Origin of the sequence: Neorhizobium sp. T7_12, assembly GCF_002968535.1 — a bacterium.
Lineage (GTDB): Bacteria > Pseudomonadota > Alphaproteobacteria > Rhizobiales > Rhizobiaceae > Neorhizobium > Neorhizobium tomejilense.
The window spans coordinates 352,621-375,485 of record NZ_PVBK01000001.1 but is presented as its reverse complement, the minus strand read 5'-3'; the positions used below and the strand labels follow the sequence as shown (position 1 = coordinate 375,485).

Genomic DNA, 22,865 nt, shown 5'->3' with positions numbered 1-22,865 from the left:
TCCCCGATTGACGCCCGGCTTTGCCGCCGGCTAGTTCATATTTGAATGTCATCAATTCGCAATATAACTTGCGCCCAGAAGACCCGATTGTCAATTGTTCCCCCGCCATCAACGCCTGCCGTCCTCCAACGTGGCTGCGCCGGTGGCAACGCCGCTGGTGTTCATGCTGCCGTCGAACAAAGGCACATTGTAAGGCGCATAGGGGTAGCGGTCGCAGGCTTCCTCGATGAGCTCCACCCCGAGCCCCGGCGCGGTCGGCGCCCGGATCGCCCCGTCCTCGAACTGCAGCGTTTCGCGCACCAGTTCCTTGCGCCACGGAACATCCACCGAAACGGTCTCAAAGATCGAGAAGTTCGGGATGGCGACCGACATATGCAGCGTCATCGCATTCATCACCGGGCCGACCGGATTATGCGGCGCGACCGGGATGAGGTGGTGATGCGCCATGTGCGAAATGCGCTTCGTCTCGCCGAGCCCGCCGGCATGTGAGACGTCCGGCTGCAGGATATCGAGGGCCTTCTTGCTGAGCGCCTCGAGGAACTTGCCGGGCTCGTACCAGCGCTCGCCGGCCGCGATCGGCACCGGGCTTTTCTCCCGCACGTCCACCAGGGCATCGATGCTTTCGGGCGGCGTCGGCTCCTCTATCCATCGCAGGTTATAAGGCGCCAGTTCCCGGCACATGGCGATCGCCGTCGGCACGTTGAGCCGGCCGTGAACATCGAGCATCAGGTCGACGTCCGGACCGACCGCGTCTCGTACGGCGGCGACGATATCGATCGTCTGGCGGCGCTGCTTGCGGCTCATCTCCAGGTCCGCGACGTCGAACGGGTCCCATTTGAGGGCGCGATACCCCATGGCGACGGCCTTGCGTGCATTCTCGGCATATTGGTCGGGCGTCACCGCGCCGAAGAACCAATGGTTGGCGTAGCATTCGACGCGATCCCGGTATTTGCCGCCGAGCAGTTCGAAGACCGGCACGCCGAGCGCCTTGCCCTTGATATCCAATAACGCCGCTTCGATGGCACCGAGCGCTGTACGGAACACGGCACCCGTCCGCCAATAGGAATCCCGGTGCAACTGCTCGATGATCGCATCGACCTCGAACGGATTGCGGCCGATCAGCACGCGCTCCAACTCCTCCAGGGCCGATACGATGGTCTTCGTTTTCCACTCCAGCGTCGCCTCGCCGACGCCCTCGTAGCCTTCGTCCGTATAGAGTTTGACGAAGACGAAGTTGGTACGGGACACATTCGCAACAAAGATCTTCTGCTGCACGATCCTCATGAGGCTCCTCCCGGCGGGTTGTCGCCCACCCCTCGTTATTGCCGTGTGACTATTTGGCCTGCGCCTGCAGGCGCTTGATCGCTTCGAACTGCAGGCTGTCGTCGGCCATCTGCATCAGTTCGATGCGATGCCCGTCCGGATCCTCGATCCAGGTCTGCCAGTTGTTGTCGGCGGCCTTGATCGTCGGGCGGATGCGCTCGATTCCGAGCGCGTCGAGTTCAGCCACGGCCTTCTGGATATCCGGCACGGCAAGGCAGACATGATTGTAGCCGACCGCCTCGCGTTCGGCCGCCTTGTCGCCCTCGCCTTCCGGGAAGATTTCGAGATACTGGTCGTCGGTAATACGCAGATAGACCAGCCAGAGCCGGCCTTCGCGGTCGAGACGCATCATTTCCGAAAAGCCGAGCTTGTTGACGTAGAAGTCGAGGGTACGATCGATATCCTTGACGCGAATGGCCACATGGGCGATCGACGAAACGGTCAGCATGGGAGTTTCTCCGGTTAGAGGCGGCCGTATTTGGCGTAGACGTCGGCGACGTCGGCACCTGCGCGGATTTCGTTGCGCGAGCGGTTCTCGATGCCCATGATCTTTTCGGCACGATCCAGCACCGCATCCACCGTGTCGGCCGGAATGACGATCACGCCATCCATGTCCCCGAAGATCCAGTCGCCCGGATTGACCCTGATCTGCGTGGTCAAGGTTCCGGTGACCGCGATCGGCACCTCGATGCCGCTGATGCGGGTTCGCTGGCGGGATTCGATCGGCGAAAGATAACGTGTGAAGACCGGCCAGTTTTCCATGCCCATCAGGATGTTGCCGTCGCGGATGCCGCCATCGACGACGACGCCGACCGCACCCTTGCTCTTCGCGCCGGTGCTCATCAGCTCGCCCCAGTGACCCGCCTTGCGCTCCCCCGCCGCCGAAACCAGCACGACGCAGCCGGAATACATCCGCCGGAAGAAGGTGAAGGTCTTCACCTCTTCATTGTCGTATTCGTCATCGGTGCGCATGTCCGCGGCGCAGGCGACGGTGAAGGCCGGCCCGGCGATCCGCATGCCGCGGTCCAGCGCCCGGATATCGAGATCCATGCATTGGTGCGGAAGCCCCATCTCGTCGAGAATGTCGTAGACGGCGGCGGTGTATAGCTTGTTGAAGCGCGCGGCTTTCGCCGCGATCGCTGCGGAATCTCTCTCCATATGGCCCGCCTCCTCCAGCAGAAACCTGATGCGAACCTGCCCGGCGCTCGAAAAATAATTGCGGACAAATTCATATTTGAACTTCCGAAGTTCAATAATGCATGATAGGAAGATGCCGAACCGATTGTCAACGGCGAACCTGTTCCATGGATCAAATCAGTGACGCCGGCGCGTCGAAGTACACGATCCCGGTCATCGACCGGATGATGGATGTCCTCGAGCAGCTGGAGCGACGGCCGAACGGCACAACGATCCGCGAGCTGACGGCCCTCCTGTCGCTGCCCCGCACCACCATCTACCGCATCGTCAACACGCTGCAGGGCCACGACATGGTTCGCCGGGACGATACCGGCGCCTATCATCTGGGGCGGCGCCTGCTGTCGCTTGCCTCGCATGTGGTCGCCGGCGTCAGCGAGGTCGACCTCGCGGCACTGGCGCAACCTTTCCTCGACAAACTGTCGGCGGAAATCGGCGAAGGCAGCAAACTGTCGGTCATCGACCAGGACGGCATTCTGGTTCTGGCAGCGGCGCAGGGCCGTCGGCAATATGCTTTGACGGTGGCGCCCGGCCAGCGCATGCCCATCCACGCCGGCGCCGCCAGCAAGCTGCTGCTGGCGCATCTGCCGCCCGAGGAGATGGCTGCCTGGCTCGCAAAGCCGCTGATTGCCTATACGCCCAAGTCACTGACCGATCCGAAGCGGCTGATGACGGAACTGACCCGCATCAAGCGGCTGGGCTGGGCGCAGGACAGGGGCGAAAACGCCCCCAGCATCCAGGCCTTTGCCGCCCCGGTGCGGGACAGGACCGGACGGGTGGTCGCGGCGATCAGCATTCCTTATCTCGCCGGGGCGGAGGCGAGCCGCATGGAGGAGATCCGGCTTGCCGCCATCGATGCTGCGCGGGCGATAAGCGAAGCAATGCCGTCCTGATCAGGGCCGGAATGTCGGCTGGGAGGAAGAATGAAGATCGTCGATCTCAAATGCGCGGTCATCGGCAAAAGCCCGATCGTGCGGATCGTCACCGACGAGGGCATCTCGGGTTACGGGCAGGCCGAGACCTGGAAGCCCTACCTGAAGTCCCATATCCTCGCCTTCCGAGACGCACTGATCGGCGAGGACCCGACCAATGTCGAGCGCGTCATGCTGAAGATCCGCCAGCGCGGCGGCTTCAAGCCCTGGGGCTCCGCCGTCAGCGTCATCGAGATGGCGCTGTGGGACATTGCCGGCAAGGCCGCCAACGTGCCCGTCTACAAGCTTCTCGGCGGCAAGGTGCGCGATCGCGTGCGCGTCTATAACGGCTCGATCCGCTTCCCGATGACCGACCACCGGCCGGAGGACCTCGCCGACGATCTCAAGAAGATGATGGCGCTGCCGGAAGGCTTCACCATCATCAAGCAGCCGATCGGCTTCCATTCGCCGATGAAGCGCACGGTCGAGAATTTTTACTACCACGAGCCGAATGCCAGCCCCTTCCATGGGGCGCTCGATCGCGGCCCGATCACCGAAAAGGGCCTGCGGCATTTCGTCGATTGCGTCGCCGCGATGAAAGAAGTCGCCGGCGACAGCATAGGCCTGGCGCTCGACTGCGGCCCCGGCTGGATGCTGCCAGACGCGATCCGCCTCGTGCGCATGCTGGAGCAATACAATCTTCTCTGGGTCGAGGACCTCCTCTCGGGAGATTATACGCCCTGGGTCAATGCCGGCGTCTATCGTGAGCTGACCCGCGCGAGCACGACGCCTATCCATACCGGCGAACAGATCTATCTCCGGCAAAACTTCAAGGAACTGATCGAGGGCCAGGCCGTCCATGTGGTCGGCCCGGACCCTGCCGATGTCGGTGGCATCGCCGAACTGAAATGGATCGCCGAATATGCCGACCTGCATTCGATCCTGATGGCGCCGCATGGCACGGCGAATGGGCTGCTCGGGCTCGCCGCCCTCATCCAGGTCTCTGCCACCCTTCCCAACAATTTCATCGCCTTTGAATATACGACCGGCGATCCCGCCTGGTGGTACGACATCGTCGAAGGCCTGCCGGAAACGATCGTCAGGGACGGCTTCATCGAAGTCATCGACCGGCCTGGCATGGGCGTCGATCTCGTACCCGAAAAGGCCAGGCGTTATCTCACCGAAGATGACAGGGCATTCTTCGACTGAACCGGCGCCGCTGCCGGCGCTTCACCGACTGCCAAAGAAAGCAACAGCTCCGGAACCGTCGTCCCGGAGCTTTTTTGATGTGGCCGCGGGACAGAAACGCAGGCTTCCGAAGGTGGCCAGGCAATTTCAGTGGGTCCCGGTCATACCTTTGGATAGGGGGACAAGTCCCCTTGTCCAATAGTCTCACCGCCTGCCTCGGCGTTAGACTCCGATTATCGACGAAGCACACTGAGATGGAGGAGACTTAGGATGCAGATCCCACAGTCCGCGCAGACCCCGCCTGCCGACCCTTCCGCAAAGCGCACTGATGTTTCAAGATATCGGGCGTCGGAGATCGACCTCGAAGGACTTGTCGCCGGACAGGCCCCCCGAAATCCCGACCAGTCCGGACCGGACCCCAACCTCCGTCAAATCGCCGTTGGCGGCCTGGCCCCGTGGCAAATGCGCAATGTGCAGGCCTATGTCGACCTGTACCTCCGCTCGACAATCCGCGTCGAGGCCCTGGCCGGTCTCTGCAATCTGAGCAGCGGCCATTTCCAGCGGGCCTTCAAGGCAAGCCTTGGCGAGACGCCGCACAAATACGTCACCCGCAGGCGGATGGAAATGGCCTGTCGGATGATGGCGGGCACGGATGAACCTCTCTGCCAGATCGCCCTGGAATGCGGCATGACCGACCAGGCGCATCTTACCAACAGCTTCCGCCGTCTTTACGGAATAGCTCCCAACGCATGGCGAAAGCGGATGCTGCTCGAAGGATCTGGATATGGCGTTCAGGAGACAACCGTTGCTCCGCTCAACTGACAATGAGACGAAGCTGCGCGTCACCCGAGAGCTTCGTTGCCTTTGACCGTGCGGGTTATTCGGGACTGCCGTGACTGATGGCAGTCGCCTGCGACCATACGGCAACCCAGAGATCGTCGCGATATTCGTAGCTGTCGGTATGCCAATAGCCGCTGAGGGGCACATGGTGCCCGCCGAAAACGACGGCCAGCCGAGCTCGGTAGCGGATGACGGCCGCAGGGCCGTAAAGACGGACAGCGATTTCCTCCGGTTCCCAGGTGAGATATTTGATGTGTCCGGACGCGATCGCGCCGAGATATTGATCCCGCGACAGAACGGCGCCGATCGGCGTGATCAGCTGGAAATCCGCCGCGTGATAGACTTCCGCCGCTGCTACGTCGCCGCTGACCAGGGTGCTTAGCCTTGCCCGTTCGGTCTGGCGGATTCGGTTTTCTTCGGTAGCAATGTCGCGAGTCACGGGCGTCTCCAGTTTTTCAGGACAAGCAGGCTTCGGCGGCGGCCGAGGGCGTTCCAGCCAAACCTGCGGCAGATAGACCCCCGATCAGTCGGGCGCCACCTCAAATAGACATATGGATCAAAAATGTCTAATCGTCTTTTGACCAATAAGACGCCGAGTGTCAATATGTCCAGATGAACGAAACCGCTTCCAAGACAGACCTGATTCTCGACGCCGCCCTGCCCGTCTTCGTCCGTTTCGGATTTCGAAAGACGACCATGGCCGATATTGCCCGTGCGGCGAAGATATCGCGGGCCTCGCTCTATCTCTGCTTCAACAGCAAGGAAGAACTCTTTCGGGCCGGGTCGAAGCGCGAGCATCTCAGTACGATGAACAACGTCAAGGCGGCACTCGACCGCTCCGGCAGCATCTTCGACCGCATAACGGCCGCCATACGCGCCTTTCAGGAAGGCCTGATCACGCCATTCGGGGGCGGTCACAATGTCGAAGAGCTTTTTGCCGCCAGCACCGAACTGGCACCCGACATTGCGCTGGAGGCGCGGGCAAGGCTGCTGGACCTGCTGATCAAGGCGCTGAGCGAAGCCGAGAAAACCCGGGAGATCGACCTCGCCACCCTGCAGACTCAACCCACGGAGCTGGCCGCACTGGTTGTCGCGGCGATGGATGGGATCAAGCACACACGCGGCGCCGGGCCGGAGTTTGAGGGCGGCATCCGTTTGTTCATGGCTCTGTTGAAACTGGGCACCGCCCCGCAGCTCGGCCAAGCTGGTCCCTGAACACGTCATGGCTCGAGCTTCTGCCAGCGTGAGAGACCGTTTCAGGTTATGCCATGAGATTGAATGGTAGCGGGAGGCAGAATTGAACTGCCGACCTCAGGGTTATGAATCCTGCGCTCTCACCAACTGAGCTACCCCGCCACAGGGACTGCGGAAGTTCCGGCGTGGCCGGTTCCGCTTTGGTCGTGCGGCTTATAAGTCCCCCGTCACCAAAGTGTCAAGCAGGGTTTGGGCAAAAACCGGCGGCAATTTCGTCAGCCCCGGCAAGTGCCGGTTTCAGGCCGCGACCGGCGTCGAAAGCAGGGCCTTCAGAGCGATTTCGGCCTCGGCTGCGCGTTCCGAACGCTCGATGAAACCGCCGCCATAGACGCGCGCATCCGCACCTTCGGCCGAATAGAGCACACACGCCTGGCCTGGCGCGACACCGGCCTCGCCGATCGCCAGATCCACATAGACGCCCTGGTTGTCGGAATGGAGGACCGCCGGCGTCGGCGGGCGTGTCGAGCGCACCTTGGCGAAACAGGCGAACCCGCCCTTCGCGTCCTCGCCTAGCGCCCCATCGCCGATCCAGTTGACGTCGCGCAGGTAGACGCGGTGGGTATCGAGCGCTTCCTTCGGCCCAACGATCACCCGGCGCGAGCGGGCATCGAGATAAACGACGTAGAGCGGCTCGCCGGTAGCGATGCCGATACCGCGGCGCTGGCCGATCGTATAATGCACGATGCCCTCGTGGCGGCCGAGCACGCGCCCGTCCATATGCACGATATCGCCGGCGAGTGCCGCGTTCGGCTTCACCTTGTTGATGATGTCGGCGTATTTGCCCTGCGGTACGAAACAGATGTCCTGGCTGTCGGCCTTCTTGGCGACCACGAGGCCCATCTCTTGCGCCAACTCGCGCACCTGCGCCTTCGACATGCCGCCGAGCGGGAAGCGCAGGTAGTCGATCTGCTCCTGGGTCGTCGCAAACAGGAACCAGCTCTGGTCGCGATCGCTGTCGATCGGGCGAAACAGCGCGCGGCGGTTCGGATTGCCCGGCGACGGATTGGCGGAGGAGCGGATATAGTGGCCGGTCGCCAGCGCATCGGCACCGAGGTCCTTGGCGGTCGCCAGCAGATCGGCGAACTTGACCGTCTGGTTGCAGGCAACGCAAGGGATCGGCGTTTCGCCCATCGCATAGGCTTCCGCGAACGGGTTGATCACCGTCTCGCGAAAACGCTTTTCGTAATCGAGCACGTAATGGGGAATGCCGAGCGTTTCGGAAACACGCCGCGCATCGTCGATGTCCTGGCCGGCGCAGCACGAGCCGGCGCGGTGGACGGCCGCGCCATGGTCGTAAAGCTGCAGCGTGATGCCGAGCACGTCGTAACCCTGGCGTTTGAGCAGACCTGCGACGACGGAGGAATCCACTCCCCCTGACATGGCAACGACAACACGTGTGTCTTCCGGCCTCTTGTCAAAATCCAGCGTATTCACGAGTAACTCTCTCGGTCTCTCAAGCGCCGGTCCGTGATGGGGGGCGACATGTTCAGGGCCTGCGGCGGGATCGGCCGTCGGAGGCAATTCTTGCCGGATATAGAAAGGATTTGCGGCCTGCGCAAGGAGGAGCACGAATCGCAGGTGCGCGCGTGCAGGAACGGACAAGGCCTCAGCCGCGAAGACCGATGCAGTTTCCCCATGGATCGCGGACCTGACACATGCGCAGGCCGTTCTGGATGTCGATCGGTCCCCGATAAAGCGTCGCGCCGATAGCGGTGAAATGCTCGACCGCCGCATAGAGATCAGCGACCTGCCAATAGACGACGGACCCGCTAGCGCCGCTTCCCACCTTCTCGTCAGCCGCCACGATCTCGAGGCAGATCCCGCCGATATCGAGGAACTGAAATTCGAAAGCCTCAAGATGACGCCGCACCGATTGCGGGAAAGCGGCCTGATACCAGTCCAATGCCCGTGCAACATCCGCGACATGGACAAGGACGGCGCATATCGGCTTTGCTTCGGTGTTCAATGCGGTCGACCCAGTGGAGGTTTGCATGGCCGACTGTCTATGCCCATAGGATTGTTTTGTAAAACACTTGGGCTGTCCCACCGGGGCTCAGCGCCCCGAAAAGCAGCCTGCCCGAAGCCGGGAGGCCGGGCTTCAAGACTGCAGCGCCCCATGCCGTACGACCTTGCCGGCAGCCGTCCTGACGCCGCTGGCGGCGCCCTCCGCCCGCACCCGCGGCAGGCTTGCCGGATATTCGCGCTGGATGAAGTCGATGATCTTTTCGCGCACCTCGCATCTGAGGTCAAAGGTTCGCGGGGCATTGGAGGCCGAGACGAGGATACGGATTTCCATGACGTTTTCCCTGAAATCCGTCACCTGCACGGCCACTACCCGCTTGTCCCAGAGCTTCGACGTTGCGGCGATCTCCTCGACCTTGCGACGGACCGCATTCACCGGAACCGAATAGTCGAGATAGATCATCACCGTGCCGATCAGCTCCGAACTGTCGCGCGTCCAGTTCTGGAACGGCTTCTCGATGAAATAGCTGAGCGGCAGGATCATCCGCCTCCAGTCCCACAGCTTCACCACCACATAGGTGGAGGTGATCTCCTCGACATTGCCCCACTCGCCCTCGACGATCAGCGCGTCGTCGATGCGGATCGGCTGGGTGATCGCAAGCTGGATGCCCGCGAAGAGGTTCTTCAGCACCGGCTGCAGCGCAAGGCCGAGCACGACGCCCGCCACGCCGGCGGAGGCGAGCAGGCTGACGCCGTATTGCTGCACCGCCGGGAAGGTCATCAGCATCGCGGCGATGGTGATCGCCACGATCATGACGCTCGCGATCCGTTCGGCGATCCGCGATTGGGTAACATGCGTGCGGGCGAGCAGATTGTCTTCCGCATCGAGCTTGAAGCGGCGCAGATAGACGATCATCCACACATGCAGGGCGATCTTTGCCATCCAGCCGACGACGACGATGAAGCCGAGCAGCAGCAGGTGACGTATCACCTCTCCCTGCCCGGCACTGAGAGGAGCGATGGTCGCGCCGAGCGACAGCGTCCAGGTGAGGATCGCCAGCCGCATCGGCCGCCGCGTACGCGACACCAGCGACCGCCAGAACAGGTCCCTGTTCTCGACCAGCCGCGTCAGAAAGCGAAATCCGAAGCGCTGGATCGCAAGGCCGATCAGAAATGCGACGGCCATAACACCGCAGCTGACGAGCCAGTCCGGCAGCCAAGCCGTATCATTCCGGAATTCCTGAATGAAGCGTTCCATGCCCCCTCAGCTAGGGTGCGATGCAGCATCGGAAAGAGCGGCCGCAAAAATTTCATGATTTGGGAGTCTTCTGGCAGTGGGGTGATTTGTGGCAACAGGGCGATAGGGACGGAAAGACAATGCAATTCGACCTCATGCGCTTTGTCGACGCGCAAGCGCCGGTCTATGCGCGCGTCATCGGCGAGCTCCGCGATGGCAAAAAGCGCTCCCACTGGATGTGGTACATCTTCCCGCAGGTGGAGGGGCTTGGTTTCTCGATCATGTCCCAGCGCTTCGCGATCGGCTCGAAGACAGAGGCGACAGCCTATCTCAAACATCCCCTGCTCGGGCCCCGGCTCACCGAATGCACCGTGGCGATGCTCTCCCATTCGGACCTTTCGGCGCACGCCATCCTCGGTTCGCCGGACGACATCAAGTTCAAGAGTTCGATGACGCTGTTCGAGGCCGTCAGCAAAAAGGGCTCGCCTTTCGAGCGAGCCCTTGAACTGTTCTTTGACGGCGAGCGCGATGAAAAGACCATCGCGCTGCTTCGAAGTTAGGCGGCAGCCTGGATCGCGGAAAGCTTCCAATCCGTGGCAGGCTTGCGCACGAAGGTCCAGACTTCGACGGTTTCGGTCACCGCGTTCGGGTCGCCTTCGGCGACTGCGCCGGTAGTGCGGTCCTTCATGTAGTCGACGCTGGAGTAACGCATCGCGACGGTCGCGTAGTCCTGGCCGTTTTCCCGCCAGGCTTCCGCCAGGTCGCCCTGCAGCAGCTTGACGTCCTTCACCTCGTTCTTGACGCCGTTGGTGGCGTTCTCGCCGAGTTCCTCGGCCAGGTAGGACATCGCTTCCGGCGTCGTGAGGCTGCGGAGCTTGGCATAGTCTTCCTCGCCATAGGCAGACTGGACGTTGGTCAGCAGCTTCTCGAACTGGTCGAGGTCGCGGTTGGTGATGCCGATCTCGTCGGTCTCCGGTCCGGCCTGGCGCGGAGCGGCATTGGAACCGCCTCCGAAACCGCCCTGACCACCGCCGCCGAGCGACCCGATCTTCGGAATCTGGAAGGACGAGGTGTTCTGGCTCGGCGCCTCATAGGCGTTGCGCGGCTGGCCAAAGCCGGTATTCGCCCCGCCTGCATTCACCCCGCCTGTCGGGCCGCCGGCCGTCTGCTGACGGCGCGCGAACCAACGGAAAGCCAGCATGGCGAGACCGCCGATCAAAGCAATCTGCAGCAACATGCCGAGCATGCCGGCCATGCCACCGAAACCGGTGCCCATGAACATGCCGATCAGGCCGCCGAGAGCGAGACCGCCGAGCAGGCCGCCAAACATGCCACCGAAAAGGCCGCGACGGGGCTGCTGCGCCGCCTGCTGGCCAAGACCGTTCTGCGGCGTCGTGGCGTTCTGCTGCGTATTGGGCGTCATCGACCGGTTGATGCCGGTCGGCGCCGTGGGCGCGGTGTTGGTGGTCGCCGGAGCCGAGAATGTGCGCGTGCCGCGGCTGCCGAAACCGCCGCTGGCGCGGCGCGCCTCAGCCATGTCCACGGCGGTCAAGGAAACCGCCATTCCGATCGCCATGATCGCGAACAGGTTCTTGAAACGCCGAAGGTTGGATAACATCGTTTTCTCCTCATAAACCGCTCAAGCGCGGTATTCCCGTTTATATAGAGAGGCGGCCATCTGGATTTTAGGCCCATCCTCCATTTTTCCCGTCGAAGTAGATAACGGAGTTTGAAACGAGAGCCAAGCGCTCAAAATACAACCAGGCGCAGTGCTTCTGCGCCGAAAGATGATCCTGCAAAACACGTTGCGCGGCATCGCAAATGGCATTACCTCTTGGTGAGGCACATACACGCAAAGGAGGTTGCCTATGACACCGCGGGACGCCTGATCCGGCACTATCAAGACTTCTGCCTTTCAAAGGGCATCGATTTCACACGCATCGAATCCATAAGGCCGCACGACGCCACCACGCTCTTCTGCAGCGCTGGCATGCAGCAGTACAAACCCCTTTTCTCCGATCCCTGCCACAGGGGAACCGTCGCAAACAGCCAGGCATGCCTGCGCCTGGGCGATCTGGACGAAATCGGGGACGGAACCCACTTCCTTCACTTCACCATGCTCGGGCTCTTCTCCTTCCGGGAGATGAGCGTTGCCGGTGCCATCGATTTCTGGCTCGAGTTCTTGGCGACCCTCGATCTTGTGCCGGATCACGTCACCATTCATCCGGACCGCCTGGCCGAATGGGCGCCGCTTTACCGTGGCCGCATGCCGATCGTCCCGGATCCGGAATGCACGTGGAGCGATGGCAGCATCACCGGATACAGTACCGAGTTCTATAAGGACGGGGTGGAGATCGGAAATATCGTCAATCCACTTGGAACTTGCATCGATGTCGGCTTCGGTGCCGATCGTCTCGACATGCTCATCAACGGCACGCCGCCGGAGGATGTGCTCGAAACGCTGAGTGGCGCGATCATGAAGATCATCGAAAGCGGCTATCGGCCAGGAAACAAGGAGCAGGGTTACGTCCTGCGCAAACTGCTCCGCCGCTTGCATCGGATGGGCGGGACGCTCGACCATCCCTTCTTCATCGAGGAGGGCGAGCGCCAGGATCGCCTTCGGGCCAGATATCTCCACCTGCGGGAAAGGCATCCCGGCATGAGCCCCGAATGGTGGTTCGATACCCATGGCATCGAGCTTTCCGACATGCCGGATACGTCGGACGGATAAAATGACGAAGGCCTCCGGCGGCTTCGCCGGAGGCCTTCGTATTTTTCGGAAAACTCTCACGACCACAACGGGCTTGAGCAGCTTCGGTGATTGTTACTCGACGTTGAACGCCAGCGGCTTGGCCTGGCGGACTGCCGGATTGGCGGTCAGCTTCGCCAGCACGTCGGCCGGAACCGGACCGTCGACGTAAAGGAGAGCGATCGCGTCGCCACCTTCCTTGTCGCGGCCGAGGTGGAAGTTGGCGATGTTGACGCCGGCATTGCCGAGCGTCGTGCCGATGAAGCCGATCATGCCGGGAACGTCGGTATTGGCGATATAGACCATGTTGGCGCCGACATCCGCATCGAGGTTGATGCCCTTGATCTGGATGAAGCGCGGCTTGCCGTCGGAGAAGACGGTGCCGGCAACCGAGCGGGTCATCGTGTCGGTGGTGACGGTAAGCTTGATATAGCCGTCGAAGACGCCCGACTTGTCGCGCTTGGCTTCGGAAAGGATGATGCCCTTTTCCTTGATCATGATCGGCGCCGAAACCATGTTGACGTCGGAGACCTGGCTACGGATGAGGCCGGCGAGCAGCGCGCTCGTCAGCGCCTTGGTGTTCATGCCGGCGGTCGAGCCGTCATAGAGGATCTCGATTTCCTTGATCGCATCCTCGGTGACCTGGCCGACAAAGGCGCCGAGCACGTCCGCCAGACGAATGAACGGCTTCAGGCGCGGCGCTTCTTCCGCGGTGATCGACGGCATGTTGATGGCGTTCGAGACGGCGCCCTTGATCAGGTAGTCCGACATCTGCTCGGCGACCTGAAGTGCTACGTTTTCCTGCGCTTCAGTGGTCGATGCGCCAAGATGCGGGGTGCAGACGACGTTATCGAGGCCAAACAGCGGGCTTTCGGTGGCGGGTTCGACTTCGAACACGTCGAAACCGGCGCCGGCGACGTGGCCGGACTTGATGGCTTCGGCAAGCGCTGCCTCATCGACGAGGCCACCGCGGGCGCAGTTGATGATGCGAACGCCGGGCTTGGTCTTAGCGAGCGCTTCCCTGCCAAGAATGCCGCGGGTCTTGTCGGTCATCGGCACGTGCAGGGTGATGAAATCGGCCTGGGCCAGCAGTTCGTCGAGTTCGACCTTGGTGACGCCCATTTCCTCGGCGCGCTCGGCCGAGAGGAAGGGGTCATAGGCGAGGACGTGCATGCCGATGCCGATCGCCTTCTTGCAGACGATGCCGCCGATATTGCCGGCGCCGATGACGCCGAGGATCTTGCCGGTGATCTCGACGCCCATGAAGCGCGACTTTTCCCACTTGCCGGCCTGGGTCGAGGCGTCGGCTGCCGGAAGCTGGCGGGCGACGGCGAACATCAGGGCGATGGCGTGTTCGGCTGTGGTAATCGAGTTGCCGAACGGCGTGTTCATGACGATGATGCCGCGGCGCGAGGCGGCCGGGATATCGACATTGTCGACGCCGATGCCGGCGCGGCCGATGACCTTGAGATTGGTCGCGGCGGCGATCAGCTTTTCGGTCGCCTTTGTGGCGGAACGGATCGCAAGACCGTCATAGTTGCCGATGATCTCGGCAAGCTTTTCCTTGTCCTTGCCGAGCTTCGGCTGGAAATCGACTTCGACGCCGCGGTCGCGAAAGATCTGGACGGCGGTTTCCGACAGTTCGTCGGATACGAGAACGCGAGGTGCCATCAGTGGGCCTCCTGAAAAAGTTTCTGTCGTGAATGAGGAAATGGGCTCCGCTTCGTCAGCGGAGCCGGATACGCGACTTGCTTTACGCGGCGGCCTTGGAAAGCGCAGCCTTCTGCGTTTCGAAAGCGTAGGTGAGCCAGGGCATCAGAGCCTTCATGTCGGCTTCTTCGATCGTCGCGCCGGCCCAGATGCGAAGGCCGGACGGGGCATCCCGATAGGCACCGATGTCGAGCGCGACGCCTTCCTTTTCGAGGATCGACACCATGCCCTTGGCAAAGGCTTCCTGCGCGTCAGTATCGAGCGCGGCAACATCGGCGTCGGCGATCTTGAGGCAGACGGAGGTGTTGGAGCGCGTCGCCGGGTCGACGGCGAGGTTGTCGATCCAGGCATTGGCGGCCACGAAATCGTGGATGACCTTGGCATTGGCGTCGGCGCGGGCAATCAGGCCTTCAAGGCTGCCGACCGACTTCGCCCAATTGAGCGCATCGATATAGTCCTCGACGCAGAGCATCGACGGCGTGTTGATCGTCTCGCCGACGAAGATGCCTTCGATCAGCTTGCCGCCCGAGGTCAGGCGAAAAATCTTCGGCAGCGGCCAGGCAGGCACGTAGCTCTGAAGGCGTTCGACAGCACGGGGGCTGAGGATCAGCATGCCATGGCCGCCCTCACCGCCCAGAACCTTCTGCCAGGAGAAGGTGACAACGTCGAGCTTGGAAAAGTCCATGGCTTGAGCAAACGCCGCCGAGGTGGCGTCGCAGATGGTCAGGCCCTTGCGATCTGCCGGGATGAAGTCGGCGTTCGGAACGCGGACGCCCGAGGTGGTGCCGTTCCAAGTGAAGACCACGTCGCGGTCGAAATCGACCGTGGAAAGGTCCGGAAGCAGGCCGTAGCCGGCCTCGATCTTGCGGACGTCCTTGAGCTTCAGCTGCTTGACGACGTCGGTAACCCAGCCGGCTCCAAAGCTTTCCCAGGACAGCATGTCGACGCCGCGCTCGCCGAGCAGCGACCAGAGCGCCATTTCGACAGCGCCGGTGTCGGAAGCCGGCACGATGCCGATGCGGTAATCCGCCGGCACGCCCAGAATTTCACGGGTGAGATCGATGGCCTGCTTCAGCTTGGCCTTGCCGACCTTAGCGCGGTGCGAACGACCGAGCGGAGCATCGGAAAGCGCTTCGAGCGACCAACCGGGGCGCTTCGAGCAAGGGCCAGAAGAAAAATGGGTGTTGTTCGGACGCAGGTCCGGCTTCGCGGCGTTTGCCATATGGCTATCCTTCCAGATAGATGGCCCTTCGTTGGGGAAGGGTGTCCCGCCGCTGTGGTTATGCCCGAGCGCCTTCACAGTCAAGCGGGTAATGTCGCCCACGGACAAATTTCTGCCGCAGCTTTGTCGCCGCAAACGCAAAAAGCCGCCCGAAGGCGGCTTTCGCTAGGAGACGAGGTAATATTACTTGTAAACGATCTGCTGCGGCGGAGGCTCGTAGGCCGGCGGCGTGTCGCAGCCGCCGAAGATGTAGCGGGCGCCGACGCGGGCTTCATGCGAATAGAAACCCTTGTCCTTGCCCGGGCCGCCACCTGATGCGAGACCGAACATGTCGCCACCCGTGACATGCCGGAAGCGATAGCCGACATCGGCCTTGACGTTGCAGGTGACATCGATCGACGCGCCGGCCATGAGCGCATAGGTGAAGCGCCAGCTCTTCTCGCCGCCATGCGTCACTTCCGCGTCGCAGGCGCCGCCGCCGTCGGGGCACGACGTGTTGCGCAGGTTCGACCACTTGACGTAGGTGCCGCCGATACCGCCACCGACATAAGGCGTGAAGTAGCCATAGGTGCCAAGGTCGACATAGGCGTTGGCCAGGAGCGAGTAAGCATGCATCGAGGCCAGGTCGGTCGACGTACATGCGACGGCGCAAGCACCACCGCCGGCGCCACCACCAGATGTTGAGCCGCGGAACTTGCTGTTGAACATGTAGTCGAGGGTGACGTCGGTGCGCAGGTAGCTGTTGATCTGGTAACCGACACCGCCTCCGAGCGTGAAGGCATCACGCAGGTCGGAGCGGCCGAATTCTGCAAGCGCCACGCCGGGTCCGCCGGTACCCTGGTAGAATTCGGTGCCGCGCGACTTCTTGAAAGAATAGCCGACGTCGCCGCGAAGGTACCAGCCGGTAGCCTCCTGAACGGTCACTTCGGGCGCATCCTGATAAGGCTCCGGCTGCGGCTGGTAGAGATCGGCGGAATTGGCGGCACTCACCGTCAGTGTCAGCGCAAAAGCGCTGGCCAGCAACTTTTTCATGGGTTCATCTCCAAAGCTCGTATCGCGTATGGCATGCAAAGCGGGCAGCCAACGGGTTGATCCGCCGTGGATGATGATCGACAAAGGTTAAGTCTCGCTTAACCATGCTCGTTTACCGCGCGTTTTCCTAAATCGCAGGCAATTCTACAAGTAACGGCGCGCCCGAGACTTGCAGGAAGGCACTCGCACCGGACGGATCCCGTTCTTTTCCCCGCCAGGCGCGACCGGCGATATCCACGGCGCCTCACCGAACTATTGATCTCACCTGCTTCAGTACAAAATAGTTAGCAATTGGTAATTTAAGCTTAGATAAACAATTAATTCTTTATAAACCATAGATAGCTATTTTTAGCACATTCCGAAGGGGGGAATACCGGGGAATCGATAGTGCCGAAGGACTGGTGGAGTCCACCTGAGCGCCGAGCGCATTCTGAACTCGATGCTTAGATTGCCGATACGGTCAATCCGCAAATATCTTTTGCGCCAAACAAGCAACTCCAATCGGCGAACTACTGCGATGGGGTTGCGCGAGTGCTCTTCCGGAGAAGATTGACCGCGTGTAGCTGCGGCGCAAGGCGCCGTAAAAGAGAGAACTGTCCATGAGCAATGTCAAGGCATTCGGCATAGCATTCCGACTGGCTGTCGGGTTCGGCTTTTTGCTTCTCCTGATGATCGGCCTGACTTTCTATTCCACCGGCCAGGTCAAGACGATCGACAACGACCTGGCAACCGTAAACGACGTCAACAGCGTCAAGCAGCGTTATGCCATCAACTATCGCGGCAGCGTGCACGACCGGGCGATCGCGATCCGCGATGTGACGCTCGTCACGTCCGAGGCCGAGCGCAAGGAAGCGGAAGCGCTTATCGGCAAGCTCGCGGCATCCTATGCGGAAAACGAAAAGCGCATGGCGGAAATGGTCGGCGCACCTTCCGGTGCAACGGATCGCGAAAAGACGATACTGGCAGAGATCGCCGACATCCAGTCAAAGACCAACCCGCTGGTCGGCCAGATCATTTCGCTGCAGGAAAAAGGCGATGGCGATGCAGCCCGCAAGATCCTGCTGGAACAGGCCCGTCCGCTCTTCGTCTCCTGGCTTGGCGCAATCAACAAATTCATCGACTACCAGGAAGCGCTCAACAAAACGATCGGCGGCGATGTCCGCAATGCGGCGAGCGGCTTTAGAAATCTTGCGCTGGCCGCGCTTGGCATAGCCGCGCTGCTTTCGATCATTGCGGCCTTCCTGACCGCCCGCTCGATCATCGGACCGCTCTCCAAGCTACAGCAATCGCTGAAAGCCATGGCAGCGGGCAACCTCGAAGGCGACCGGACGATCGAGGCGCGCGGCGACGAGATCGGCATGCTGGCTCGCGCCGTGGCGGCCCTCCGGGAGGCCATCTCCATCAAGGCGGAGCGCGAAGCGGATGCCGAGGCGAAGCGGACCGTTGGAGAACGCCACAGGCTGGAACAGGAAGCGACAGAGCGCAGTGCGCTCGCAGAACAGACGAGCCAGGCGGTCCGCCAGCTCGCCGACGCCCTGCAGGCCCTGGCAAACGGCGACCTGACCCGGGAGATCAACACACCCTTCACTCCCTCGCTCGACCAGTTGAGGGCCGACTACAACGCCGCGGTGGCGAAACTTCGCGAAGCGATGCAGAAGGTTGCCGCGAATGCGAGTGCGATAGCCGCCGGCGCCCAGGAAATCCGCTCGGCCTCGGACGACCTCGCCAAACGCACCGAACAGCAGGCGGCCTCCGTCGAAGAAACCGCAGCGGCTCTGGAAGAGATCACCACGACGGTTTCCGACTCCAGCAACCGCGCTCAGGAGGCTGGCAACCTGGTGCGCATGACCAAGGAAAATGCCGAGCGCTCCGGCCGGGTCGTCCGCGATGCGGTCGAGGCGATGGGCAAGATCGATTCGTCTGCCGTCGAGATCGGCAACATCATCGGCGTCATCGACGAAATCGCTTTCCAGACCAATCTGCTCGCTCTCAACGCCGGCGTCGAGGCTGCCCGTGCCGGCGAGGCCGGCAAGGGCTTCGCGGTGGTGGCGCAGGAAGTGCGGGAACTCGCCCAGCGTTCCGCCAAGGCGGCAAAAGAGATCAAGGAACTGATCCACACCTCCAACGACCACGTGAAGAGCGGCGTGGCGCTGGTCGGGGAAACCGGCAAGGCCCTGCAGGAGATCGTCATCCAGGTCCAGCAGGTCAACGGCAATGTCGAGGCCATTGTGGAAGCCTCGAAGGAACAGTCGACCGGCCTCAAGGAGATCAACACCTCGGTCAATACCATGGATCAGGGGACGCAGCAGAACGCGGCCATGGTCGAGGAAACCACCGCAGCGGCACACAGTCTTGCCCGCGACGCGGAGGGCCTGTTCCAGCTCCTGTCGCAATTCCATATCGGCGGCGGCGCCGTAACGGGAACGTCTTCGCACCGCAGCCCGCCCGCAATCGCATCCGGCAGCAGCCGCCCGGCGGCCTCGCCGGCCCGCCGAATGGTTGCCAAAGTCGCGCAGTCATTCCAGGGCAATGCCGTTGCCGCAAAGCAGGATTGGGAAGAGTTCTGAGACAGCAAGAAGGCGATCCGGCCATCCGGAACTCGCCGCAAAAATAAAGGCCACTCGCGAAAACCGCGGGTGGCCTTTGAGCTTGGGGGGCTTGCGCCGTCAGGCCGCGTTGCGGACGTTGGCGATGACGCCGACCAATCCGTCGACGATGCGCTCGATCTGTCCCCGGTCGTCGCCTTCCGCCATCACCCGGATCAGCGGCTCTGTGCCGGACGGGCGGATCACCAGGCGGCCCTTGGCGGCGAGCTCGGCTTCCGCATCGGCGATCGCCTGGCGGACGATCTGGTCCTCCAGCGGCTTGCCGCCCTGGAAACGGACATTCTTCAGAAGCTGCGGCACGGGATCGAAACGGCGGCAGATCTCGCTGACCGGCCGGCCAAGGCGCTTTGCCCGTGCCAGAACCTGCAGGCCGGCGACAAGGCCGTCACCGGTCGTGCCGAAATCGGAAAGCACGATATGGCCGGACTGTTCGCCGCCGACGTTGAAATCATGTGTGCGCATATGTTCGACGACATAGCGGTCGCCGACTTTGGTGCGAGCCAGATCGAGGCCCTTGCCGTTGAGAAACCGTTCAAGGCCGAGATTGGACATCACGGTCGCGACGATGCCGCCGCCTTTCAGCTTCTGGTCCTCGGCCCAGCTCTCGGCGATCACCGCCATCAGCTGGTCGCCGTCGACGATCTCGCCGCGCTCGTCGACGATAATCACCCGGTCGGCGTCGCCGTCGAGCGCGATGCCGATATCGGCGCGCACTTCATGCACTTTCCGCTGCAGCGCTTCCGGGCTGGTCGAGCCGCAGTCGAGATTGATGTTCGTGCCGTTCGGTTCGTTGCCGATCGTCACCACCTCGGCGCCGAGTTCCCAGAGCGCGAGCGGAGCCACCTTGTAGGCCGCGCCATTGGCGCAGTCGATCGCGACGCGCAGTCCGTGCAGGGTAACGTCGCGCGGCAGGGTACGCTTCACATGTTCGATATAGCGGTAGATGTCGCCCTCGACGCGCTTCGCCCGGCCGATATCGCCGGACTTGGCGAGCTGGGAGTGCAGGTCGCTGTCGAGCAGGTCCTCGATGCGCATCTCCAGATCGTCGGAGAGCTTGTAGCCGTCGGGGCCAAACAGCTTGATGCCGTTATCCTCGTAAGGATTGTGCGAGGCGGAGATCATCACGCCGACATCGGCGCGCAGCGACCGCGTGAGCATGGCGACGGCCGGCGTCGGGATCGGCCCGAGCAGGAAGACGTCGAGGCCGGCAGCGGTGAAACCTGCCACCATGGCGTTTTCCAGCATATAGCCGGAGAGACGCGTATCCTTGCCGATCACCACCCGGTGGCGATGATTGCCGTTGCGGAAGATCGTGCCGACGGCAATGCCGACGCGCATCGCGAGATCCGGCGTCATCGGATGGATGTTGGACTGTCCGCGAATGCCATCGGTGCCAAAATAGCGGCGTGTCATATAAGCTCCTTCGTCATCGCGCCTGAACGTCGCGGTCCTTGCAGGGATCGAACCCGCAGCATGTTAGACGGTAAAACCGGCCTGAAGCTTGGCTCATGCCATAGTTTAACGGCACAAGCACATAAATTAGCATCAAAATCGATTATATCCCGTTACTCATAACAAAACCTTCCAAGCAAAAGCCGCCGCGGATTGCTCCGCGGCGGCTTTTGAATTCAGTCGACGAAGGATCAGTGCGGCTGCGGCTCCAGACCGCTTTCCGGCTCTCCGCCCTTCGGTTCGTCCTTCTTGGAGCCAGTCGAGGGAACAGCCGAACTGCGGGTCGGAGGCGCATCGTCGCCGAGATCGCGCGACGGCTTCTGGCCCTTGATCAGCGCCTTGATCTCCTCGCCCGAAAGCGTCTCGTATTCGAGCAGGCCTTCGGCAATCGCGACGAAGTCGTCGTGCTTCTCGGTCAGAATGCGGCGCGCTTCGGTATAGGCTTCGTCGATCAGGCGGCGAACCTCGGTATCGATCTTCTGGGCAGTCGATTCCGAGACGTTCTTCGATTGCGAGACGGAATGGCCGAGGAAGACTTCCTGCTGGTTTTCGCCGTAGGCGACCTGGCCGAGCATGTCGGAAAAGCCCCACTGGGTGACCATCGCGCGGGCAAGCTTCGTCGCCTGCTCGATGTCCGAGGATGCGCCGGAGGTGATGTTTTCCTTGCCGAAGGTCAATTCCTCGGCGACGCGGCCACCCATCATGATGACCAGACGCGAGACCATCCACTTGTAGCTCATCGAGTAGCGGTCGCCTTCCGGCAACTGCATGACCATGCCAAGCGCGCGGCCGCGCGGAATGATGGTCGCCTTATGCAGCGGATCGGCGACAGGCACGTTGATCGCGGTCGTGGCGTGGCCGGCTTCGTGGTAGGCGGTGAGCTTCTTTTCCGCTTCCGTCATGGCGGACGAGCGGCGCTCGGCGCCCATCATGATCTTGTCCTTGGCGTCTTCGAATTCGCTCATGGTGACCATGCGCTTGTTGCGGCGCGCGGCCATCAGGGCTGCTTCGTTGACGAGGTTCATGAGGTCCGCGCCGGAGAAGCCGGGCGTACCGCGGGCCAGAACCTTGAGGTCGACATTCGGAGCCAGCGGCACGTTGCGGGCATGTACCTTGAGGATGCGCTCGCGGCCGACGATATCCGGGTTCGGCACGACGACCTGGCGGTCGAAACGGCCGGGACGCAAGAGCGCCGGGTCGAGAACGTCGGGACGGTTGGTCGCGGCGATCAGGATGATGCCTTCATTGGCTTCGAAACCGTCCATCTCGACGAGAAGCTGGTTGAGGGTCTGTTCGCGTTCGTCGTTACCGCCGCCCAAGCCGGCGCCACGATGACGGCCGACAGCGTCGATTTCGTCGATGAAGATGATGCAGGGTGCGTTCTTCTTCGCTTGCTCGAACATGTCGCGCACGCGGCTTGCACCGACGCCGACGAACATTTCGACGAAGTCGGAACCCGAAATGGTGAAGAAGGGCACATTGGCTTCGCCGGCGATCGCACGGGCCAGCAGCGTCTTACCGGTGCCCGGAGGACCGACAAGCAGCACGCCGCGCGGAATACGACCGCCGAGGCGCTGGAATTTCTGCGGATCGCGGAGGAACTCGACGATTTCTTCGAGATCCTGCTTGGCTTCGTCGACACCGGCAACGTCTTCAAACGTCACGCGCCCATGCGCTTCGGTCAGAAGCTTGGCCTTGGATTTGCCGAAGCCCATAGCGCCGCGAGAACCGCCCTGCATCTGCCGCATGAAGAACAGCCAGACGCCGAGGATGAGCAGCATCGGCAGCAGCGTGCCGAGATAGCTGAGGAAACCCGAGGATCCATCCGTTTCCGGACGTGCGACGATGGTAACGTTCTTTGCCTGCAGCCGATCCATCAGAGAATCGTCGATGACGGGCGAATAGGTCTGAAATCCCGACCCGTTTTCGGTGTAGGTGCCGAGCACCCGGTTGCCTGTGACGACGACATCCCGCACTCGCCCCGAATCCACATCTCGCAGGAACTGCGAATATGGGACCTCACGCGAGCTGGTCTGCGACGGTGCCGTCTGGAACATGCTGAACAACGCGACCAGCAGGAGGGCTATGATGACCCAGAGGGCGATATTACGAAAGTTTGGGTTCATTGAACTCCCCGGACTGCGACGGCCAGCTTCTTGAGCCGGCCGCCTTGCTTGCCGCATAA

At 61.9% G+C, this 22,865-nt stretch carries 20 protein-coding genes and 1 tRNA gene; 7 read left to right on the top strand and 14 right to left on the bottom strand.

All coding sequences use genetic code 11. The features are described 5' to 3' along the window. Nucleotides 1–108 precede the first annotated feature (108 nt). From C5J26_RS01815 to C5J26_RS01805, 3 genes are read right to left on the bottom strand one after another with little or no spacing between them, the layout of a single operon-like run. Nucleotides 109–1,284, bottom strand: a complete 1,176-nt coding sequence (locus C5J26_RS01815) for a mandelate racemase/muconate lactonizing enzyme family protein (RefSeq protein ID WP_105400270.1) — start codon at nucleotides 1,282–1,284, stop codon at nucleotides 109–111. Nucleotides 1,285–1,333: 49 nt separating this feature from the next. After that, nucleotides 1,334–1,771 (bottom strand): VOC family protein, encoded by a 438-nt coding sequence (locus C5J26_RS01810; RefSeq protein ID WP_105400269.1) that lies wholly within the window; start codon nucleotides 1,769–1,771, stop codon nucleotides 1,334–1,336. A gap of 14 nt (nucleotides 1,772–1,785) precedes the next feature. Then, nucleotides 1,786–2,481, bottom strand: a complete 696-nt coding sequence (locus tag C5J26_RS01805; protein ID WP_105400268.1) for an RraA family protein — start codon at nucleotides 2,479–2,481, stop codon at nucleotides 1,786–1,788. Between the two features lie 146 nt (nucleotides 2,482–2,627). Here C5J26_RS01805 and C5J26_RS01800 point away from each other — a divergent pair, with 146 nt between their 5' ends. The 3 genes from C5J26_RS01800 to C5J26_RS01790 all read left to right on the top strand — a co-directional run bounded on the left by C5J26_RS01800 (nucleotide 2,628) and on the right by C5J26_RS01790 (nucleotide 5,438). After that, nucleotides 2,628–3,410 (top strand): IclR family transcriptional regulator, encoded by a 783-nt coding sequence (locus tag C5J26_RS01800; protein WP_245441030.1) that lies wholly within the window; start codon nucleotides 2,628–2,630, stop codon nucleotides 3,408–3,410. A gap of 30 nt (nucleotides 3,411–3,440) precedes the next feature. Next, nucleotides 3,441–4,637: a mandelate racemase/muconate lactonizing enzyme family protein gene (locus C5J26_RS01795; protein WP_105400267.1), complete on the top strand. Its 1,197-nt coding sequence runs from the start codon at nucleotides 3,441–3,443 to the stop codon at nucleotides 4,635–4,637. A gap of 249 nt (nucleotides 4,638–4,886) precedes the next feature. After that, complete coding sequence (locus tag C5J26_RS01790; RefSeq protein ID WP_105400266.1) at nucleotides 4,887–5,438, top strand: AraC family transcriptional regulator; 552 nt, start codon at nucleotides 4,887–4,889, stop codon at nucleotides 5,436–5,438. Between the two features lie 55 nt (nucleotides 5,439–5,493). Here the strand turns inward: C5J26_RS01790 and C5J26_RS01785 are convergent, their stop codons facing one another. Then, nucleotides 5,494–5,895 carry a nuclear transport factor 2 family protein gene (locus C5J26_RS01785; protein ID WP_245437353.1) on the bottom strand — a complete coding sequence of 134 codons (402 nt, stop codon included), beginning with the start codon at nucleotides 5,893–5,895 and terminating at the stop codon, nucleotides 5,494–5,496. A gap of 173 nt (nucleotides 5,896–6,068) precedes the next feature. On the opposite strand from C5J26_RS01785, the gene C5J26_RS01780 reads away from it, so the two are divergent. Beyond that, on the top strand, nucleotides 6,069–6,671 hold the full coding sequence (locus tag C5J26_RS01780) for a TetR/AcrR family transcriptional regulator (RefSeq protein WP_105400264.1): 603 nt from the start codon (nucleotides 6,069–6,071) through the stop codon (nucleotides 6,669–6,671). A gap of 64 nt (nucleotides 6,672–6,735) precedes the next feature. Here C5J26_RS01780 and C5J26_RS01775 read toward each other — a convergent pair. The 4 genes from C5J26_RS01775 to C5J26_RS01760 form a co-directional block, all read right to left on the bottom strand. After that, nucleotides 6,736–6,812 (bottom strand) — tRNA-Met (locus C5J26_RS01775). A gap of 135 nt (nucleotides 6,813–6,947) precedes the next feature. Then, entirely contained in the window at nucleotides 6,948–8,144 is a 1,197-nt protein-coding gene (gene mnmA, locus C5J26_RS01770) for a tRNA 2-thiouridine(34) synthase MnmA (RefSeq protein WP_105400263.1), read from the bottom strand. A 172-nt stretch (nucleotides 8,145–8,316) separates the two neighbouring features. Beyond that, the gene (locus C5J26_RS01765; RefSeq protein WP_105400262.1) at nucleotides 8,317–8,703 is read right to left on the bottom strand and encodes a VOC family protein; all 387 of its coding nucleotides are present in this window, start codon (nucleotides 8,701–8,703) and stop codon (nucleotides 8,317–8,319) included. 105 nt (nucleotides 8,704–8,808) lie between these two features. Continuing rightward, complete coding sequence (locus C5J26_RS01760; protein WP_105400261.1) at nucleotides 8,809–9,930, bottom strand: mechanosensitive ion channel family protein; 1,122 nt, start codon at nucleotides 9,928–9,930, stop codon at nucleotides 8,809–8,811. 119 nt (nucleotides 9,931–10,049) lie between these two features. On the opposite strand from C5J26_RS01760, the gene C5J26_RS01755 reads away from it, so the two are divergent. Then, a complete protein-coding gene (locus C5J26_RS01755) occupies nucleotides 10,050–10,469 on the top strand; it encodes a DUF1810 domain-containing protein (RefSeq protein ID WP_105400260.1) in 420 nt (139 codons plus the stop codon). Here C5J26_RS01755 and C5J26_RS01750 read toward each other — a convergent pair. Continuing rightward, nucleotides 10,466–11,527 (bottom strand): Tim44 domain-containing protein, encoded by a 1,062-nt coding sequence (locus tag C5J26_RS01750; RefSeq protein ID WP_105400259.1) that lies wholly within the window; start codon nucleotides 11,525–11,527, stop codon nucleotides 10,466–10,468. The two genes, C5J26_RS01755 and C5J26_RS01750, sit on opposite strands and share 4 nt — an antisense overlap. A gap of 216 nt (nucleotides 11,528–11,743) precedes the next feature. Here C5J26_RS01750 and C5J26_RS01745 point away from each other — a divergent pair, with 216 nt between their 5' ends. Continuing rightward, on the top strand, nucleotides 11,744–12,640 hold the full coding sequence (locus C5J26_RS01745; RefSeq protein ID WP_245441025.1) for an alanine--tRNA ligase-related protein: 897 nt from the start codon (nucleotides 11,744–11,746) through the stop codon (nucleotides 12,638–12,640). 93 nt (nucleotides 12,641–12,733) lie between these two features. Here the strand turns inward: C5J26_RS01745 and serA are convergent, their stop codons facing one another. The 3 genes from serA to C5J26_RS01730 form a co-directional block, all read right to left on the bottom strand. Beyond that, complete coding sequence (gene serA, locus C5J26_RS01740) at nucleotides 12,734–14,329, bottom strand: phosphoglycerate dehydrogenase (RefSeq protein WP_105400258.1); 1,596 nt, start codon at nucleotides 14,327–14,329, stop codon at nucleotides 12,734–12,736. 82 nt (nucleotides 14,330–14,411) lie between these two features. After that, nucleotides 14,412–15,590, bottom strand: a complete 1,179-nt coding sequence (locus C5J26_RS01735; protein WP_105400257.1) for a phosphoserine transaminase — start codon at nucleotides 15,588–15,590, stop codon at nucleotides 14,412–14,414. A gap of 183 nt (nucleotides 15,591–15,773) precedes the next feature. Further along, nucleotides 15,774–16,622, bottom strand: a complete 849-nt coding sequence (locus C5J26_RS01730) for an outer membrane protein (protein WP_105400256.1) — start codon at nucleotides 16,620–16,622, stop codon at nucleotides 15,774–15,776. A 599-nt stretch (nucleotides 16,623–17,221) separates the two neighbouring features. Here C5J26_RS01730 and C5J26_RS01725 point away from each other — a divergent pair. After that, nucleotides 17,222–19,189, top strand: a complete 1,968-nt coding sequence (locus C5J26_RS01725; protein ID WP_105400255.1) for a methyl-accepting chemotaxis protein — start codon at nucleotides 17,222–17,224, stop codon at nucleotides 19,187–19,189. Nucleotides 19,190–19,288: 99 nt separating this feature from the next. On the opposite strand, the gene glmM is transcribed toward C5J26_RS01725, so the two are convergent. Together glmM and ftsH are read right to left on the bottom strand one after the other, a co-directional pair. Next, nucleotides 19,289–20,641 (bottom strand): phosphoglucosamine mutase, encoded by a 1,353-nt coding sequence (gene glmM, locus C5J26_RS01720; protein WP_105400254.1) that lies wholly within the window; start codon nucleotides 20,639–20,641, stop codon nucleotides 19,289–19,291. Between the two features lie 230 nt (nucleotides 20,642–20,871). Then, complete coding sequence (ftsH, locus tag C5J26_RS01715) at nucleotides 20,872–22,806, bottom strand: ATP-dependent zinc metalloprotease FtsH (protein ID WP_105400253.1); 1,935 nt, start codon at nucleotides 22,804–22,806, stop codon at nucleotides 20,872–20,874. Nucleotides 22,807–22,865: the final 59 nt, after the last annotated feature.